The 4,360-nt window shown below is 71.4% G+C and carries 2 protein-coding genes; one reads left to right on the top strand and one right to left on the bottom strand.

Translation table 11 applies throughout. The features are described 5' to 3' along the window. The first annotated feature begins 151 nt into the window (after positions 1-151). The gene (locus K4G64_RS38545; protein ID WP_221760509.1) at positions 152-1,468 is read left to right on the top strand and encodes a serine-threonine protein kinase; all 1,317 of its coding nucleotides are present in this window, start codon (positions 152-154) and stop codon (positions 1,466-1,468) included. Positions 1,469-1,520: 52 nt separating this feature from the next. On the opposite strand, the gene K4G64_RS38540 is transcribed toward K4G64_RS38545, so the two are convergent. Further along, positions 1,521-4,319, bottom strand: a complete 2,799-nt coding sequence (locus K4G64_RS38540) for a penicillin acylase family protein (RefSeq protein ID WP_221760508.1) — start codon at positions 4,317-4,319, stop codon at positions 1,521-1,523. Positions 4,320-4,360: the final 41 nt, after the last annotated feature.

Raw genomic sequence — 4,360 nt, 5'->3', positions numbered from 1 at the left:
GTGGCGGGAGGAGCTGGCGGCGTTCCGCAGGACGCGGCGGACGTACCTGCTCTACCGCTGAGGCGAATGCGCTCGTGACGTATGGCCAAGCTCCCCCGTTGGCAGGACGATGCGCCAATCGTGGCGTCACCCGGGGACCAGGGGGCCTGTCATGGCGGATCCGGCGATGAGTGTGACTCCCTACTGGGAGCTGGCCTTCGACGCGGACGGGGACCCCGGGGGCCGCGGGCGCGACCGGCTGCTCGCCGGGGTGCGGGAGCGGGGCGTGCGCGATCTGATCGTCTTCGCGCACGGCTGGAACACCGACCGCTCGGGCGCGAACCGCCTCTACGACCGCTTCTTCGAGCCCGTGCCGCGGCTGGCCCCGGCCGCCCGGGTCGGATACGTCGGGGTGCTGTGGCCGGCGATACGGTTCTCCGACGAGCCGATCCCGGACTTCCCGCGGGCCGTGGCGGGCGAGCCGGCGAGGCGCCCGGTGCTGGACAAGGACACCCGGCACGCGCTGCTGGAGACGTTCCCGGGCCGGGCGATGCTGGTCGACCAGATCGCCCGGCTGCTGGAGCAGCAGCCGCCGGAGGAGGCCGAGCTGGAGGAGTTCGGGCGGCTGGTGCGGACCCTGGTGGAGGTGGTGGCGCCCGGGCCGCAGGCGCTGTTCGCGGCGGACACGGTGGCGGAGGGCGTGCCGCAGAGCGAGCCGGAGATGTTCGCCGGGTCGTCGGCGGCGGCCTGCGAGGAGTTCGGGCGGGCACTGGCGGAGCTCGAAGCGTCCGCGCGGCACGAGGGGTTCAGGATCCCCAACCCCTGGGACGGCGCCCACGAACTGCTGCGGCAGGCGACGTACTACGCGATGAAGCGGCGTGCGGGGACCGTCGGGGAGCGGGGGCTCGGCCGGGTCGTCGGGCAGCTCGCGAAGGCGGCTCCGACGGTGCGGGTGCACCTGGTCGGGCACAGCTTCGGCGCGCGGCTGGTGTCGTTCGCGCTGCGGGGCCTCCCCGAGGGTGTGCGCACGGTGAAGTCGGTGACGCTGCTCCAAGGGGCCTTCTCGCACTACGCGTTCGCGGCCCGGCTGCCGCACGACGCCCGGGCCGGAGGGGTGCTCCAGGGGCAGCAGAACCGGATCGACGGGCCTCTGGTGTGCTGCCACTCCCGGCACGACGCGGCCCTGGGCACGATGTATCCGCTGGCCTCGCGGATGGCGGGCGACAGCCGGTCGGCGACCGAGCTGGGCATCGGGCGGGCCCTGGGCGCCAAGTGGGGGGCGATGGGCCACGCCGGGGTGCGGGCGGTGCCGGGCACGCGTGCGTTCACCCTCGCCGAGGCACTGGAGGCGGGGCTGCCCGCCTCGGGGTGCGTGAACGTCGACGCGGCCGCGGTGGTCCGGCGCGGCGGGCCGCCGGCCGGTGCGCACAGCGACATCCTGCACGCGGAGCTGGCCCGGCTGGTGCTGGCGGCGGGCCGGGTGCGCTGACCCGCCGCCGGGCAGGGCGTCACCGGCGTGAGGTGCTCACCGGTGCGGGTGGTCACCGGTGTGAGGTGAACTCCACGACCTGCTGGTAGGTCGGCCGGTTCTGCCAGCTGATCTTGCCGTGCTTGATGCCGCCGAGGGTGCGGTGGTTGATCGAGTCGGCGCACCACTGGTCGCCCGCCGCGCACACGTCGTCGCCGGGGTAGACCTGGGCCGCGGTCTTCGCGGCCGCCTGCTTCAGGGTGCCGATGAGGGTGTCCCGGCAGGCTCCGAGGTTGCCGTCACCGCAGTACGTGCGGGCCAGCGGCCCCTTCACCTGCTCACCGAGCACCGTGCGGATGTCCTTGTCGACATAGCTCCACCAGCCGTACTGGAAGGAGCTTCCCGCGTGCGAGCCGGTCGGGCCGTGCGCGGCCGACGGGGATTCGTCGACGGGGAGGTTGGCGGTGACGGCCGTGTAGAGGTCGCTGCCGAGGCCCGGCTCGAACTCGGCCTTGACCAGGAGCGGCCACCAGGCGTCCAGGATGCGGATCGCGTCGGCATCGGCGTACTTCTTCGATCCGGCTGCGGTCTCCGTGCGCTTGCCGCCGGCGGCGACCCAGGCCTGGAGTTTGCCGACGGCGGCCGACGCGGCCGGGTCGGTGACGGGCGAGCCCGTGACGACCTTCAGGAGCTTGGGCAGGACGTCCTCGGCCCGCAGGTCCACCAGTGCGGCGTCGGCCATGGCCTTCACCAGGGCGGCCCGGGTCACCCCGCCCTGCTGGACCAGCTTCTTCACCCGGTCCTCCAGGAGGTTGCCGCGGTGCACCGAGCCGTTGCCCCAGGGCGCGGTCGTGTAGTCCCTGGCCTGCTTGTTGTTCCAGGAGACGTAGTAGTCCTGGTCGATGGAGTGGGGGTGGGCGGAGGGCGGGGTGTGGTCGGCCGTGTTGGTCGTCGGGTTCCAGCCGCGCCACTCGTACGGGGGCCGCGCCCACACCGGGAACTCGGAGTCGACGCCGGCCGCGCGCACCGGGTTGTCGCCGCTGTTGTAGTACGCGGTGTGCTCGGAGTCCGCGTAGAACCAGTTGAAGGTGTAGTTGATGTGCTGCACGGCCTTCTGGAAGGACTCGGGGCCCTTGACGTGGTCCGGGTCGTTCAGCATCTGGAAGCCGATGATGGAGTCGGCCTCGTGCAGGAAGGACGAGCGCAGCGTGGTGTAGGCGACCTTCTTGCCGCCGACCGTCGCGCGGTACTCGACGGGTCCGTACTTCGTGCGCCAGACGCGCATGGTGTACGAGCCGGCCGCGGTGCCGTCGGCGACCGTGGGCTTCCAGGCGTTCTTCTGCTCGATCTTCTCCATCGGCGTGCAGGTGCCGCGGTACAGGTAGTGGTAGTCGTCCCGGCACAGCTCGACGGCGTAGGAGTCGATGATGTCCTGGCCGGAGGTCGTGGCGCTCCAGGCGTAGTCCTGGCCGCGGCCGAGTTCGACGTACATGCTCAGGCCGGCGAAGGAGGCACCGCGGGCGCTGATCCCCGGGCCCTGGATCTCCTGGAGCAGGAGCAGCTGGGGGGCGAAGTAGCCGGTCTGCGGGCCGAACACGGCGACGGGGTGGCCACTGGCGGTGTGTTCGCCGCTGACGACGAGGGCGTTGGACATGCCGCGCTTGGCGGACGATGTGGCGGTTCTCGCGGCTTGCCCGGACGCGCCGGTCGCGGCGGCCGTCGCGGCGCTGCCGGTGCGGTCGTACACGAGCGGCTCGGGCTCCACCGAGCCGGCGTCGGGCAGGGCCGTGCCCTGCGGGTCGGCCGGCTTGGTGCCGTAGGGGAAGCTGCCGTCGTGCTGGGTGAGGACGGCCTCCGGATCGTTGCGCATCCGGAAGGACTCCCACACCTTGGTGCCCTCGGTGACGCCGTACTTCTCCTGGGCGGCCAGCAGCGAGAGGGCGTTGTTCACCTCGCCGCCTCCGCCCGAGCCGAACAGCGCGCCGATGACGGATGCCAGCGCGACCAGGTCGGTGATCTTGAAGTGCTCGATCGTGCCGGCGTTGGTGACTGAGTCCTTGTGCCCGGTGAGTACGTATTCACCGGGGAAGGTGCGTCCCTTGTCGGAGGCGTCGATGTAGGCGTTGATGCCGTCGAGGTAGGCCTTGACGTCGGCGAGGGCTTGTTGTCCGCGTTCGCCGTTGGTGGCCACGGCGTTGTCGATCTGCGCCTGCAGATCGGCCTCGCTGTACGGGGCGTGCCGCCAGAACTGCTGCTCGAGGCCCTGGTTGGAGGGCGCACCGCCCGCGAAGGAGGTCAGCTGACCGCGCCCGACGTGCCGGAAGACGTCCATCAGCCACAGCCGGTCCTGGGCTGCCGCGTATCCGGCGCCGAACTCCGTGCCGTACCGGGTGGTACCGGTGATGTGCGGCACACCGCTCTTCTTGTCCCGGACGATCGTCACGTCACCGCGTCCGGCGGGTTTGATGCTGGACGCGACCTGGCTGGCGGGGACTCCGAAGGACGCGTCGTTGAAGAAGGTGTTGATCTTGTCGTTGGTGAGGCCGGAGTAGCCCTTGGCGAGGTCGGCGTAGGGCCCGAGCTGGTCCTCGGCGTGCTCGGGCTGGGTGCCGAAGGCCTGGTTGAGGAGGATCTGGGCGAGGGTGGCGTTGCCGTTCTGGCCGGGCGGGAGGATGTCCGAACACTGGTTGCCGCAGTGGTCGTTCGCCGCGGCCGTGACCTGCGCCACCGCTGTTTCCGATGCGGCAGCCGGGGCAAGCGGCGACAAGAGACCTGCGATCAGGGTGCATACCGATGCTGTCTTCAGGAACCCGGGGATTCCGCTGGGAGTTCTCATTCTGTCGAGGACGGTGCGTGGGGCACGCCGTGGCATGGGGGGCTCCTCCCGACCGGCCAGAACGGCAACGCCACCCT

This window comes from Streptomyces sp. WAC04114, from assembly GCF_019733245.1.
Taxonomy (GTDB): domain Bacteria; phylum Actinomycetota; class Actinomycetes; order Streptomycetales; family Streptomycetaceae; genus Streptomyces; species Streptomyces massasporeus_A.
Note: the sequence above shows the minus strand (reverse complement) of the source record. Positions and strands in the feature narration are given on the sequence as shown.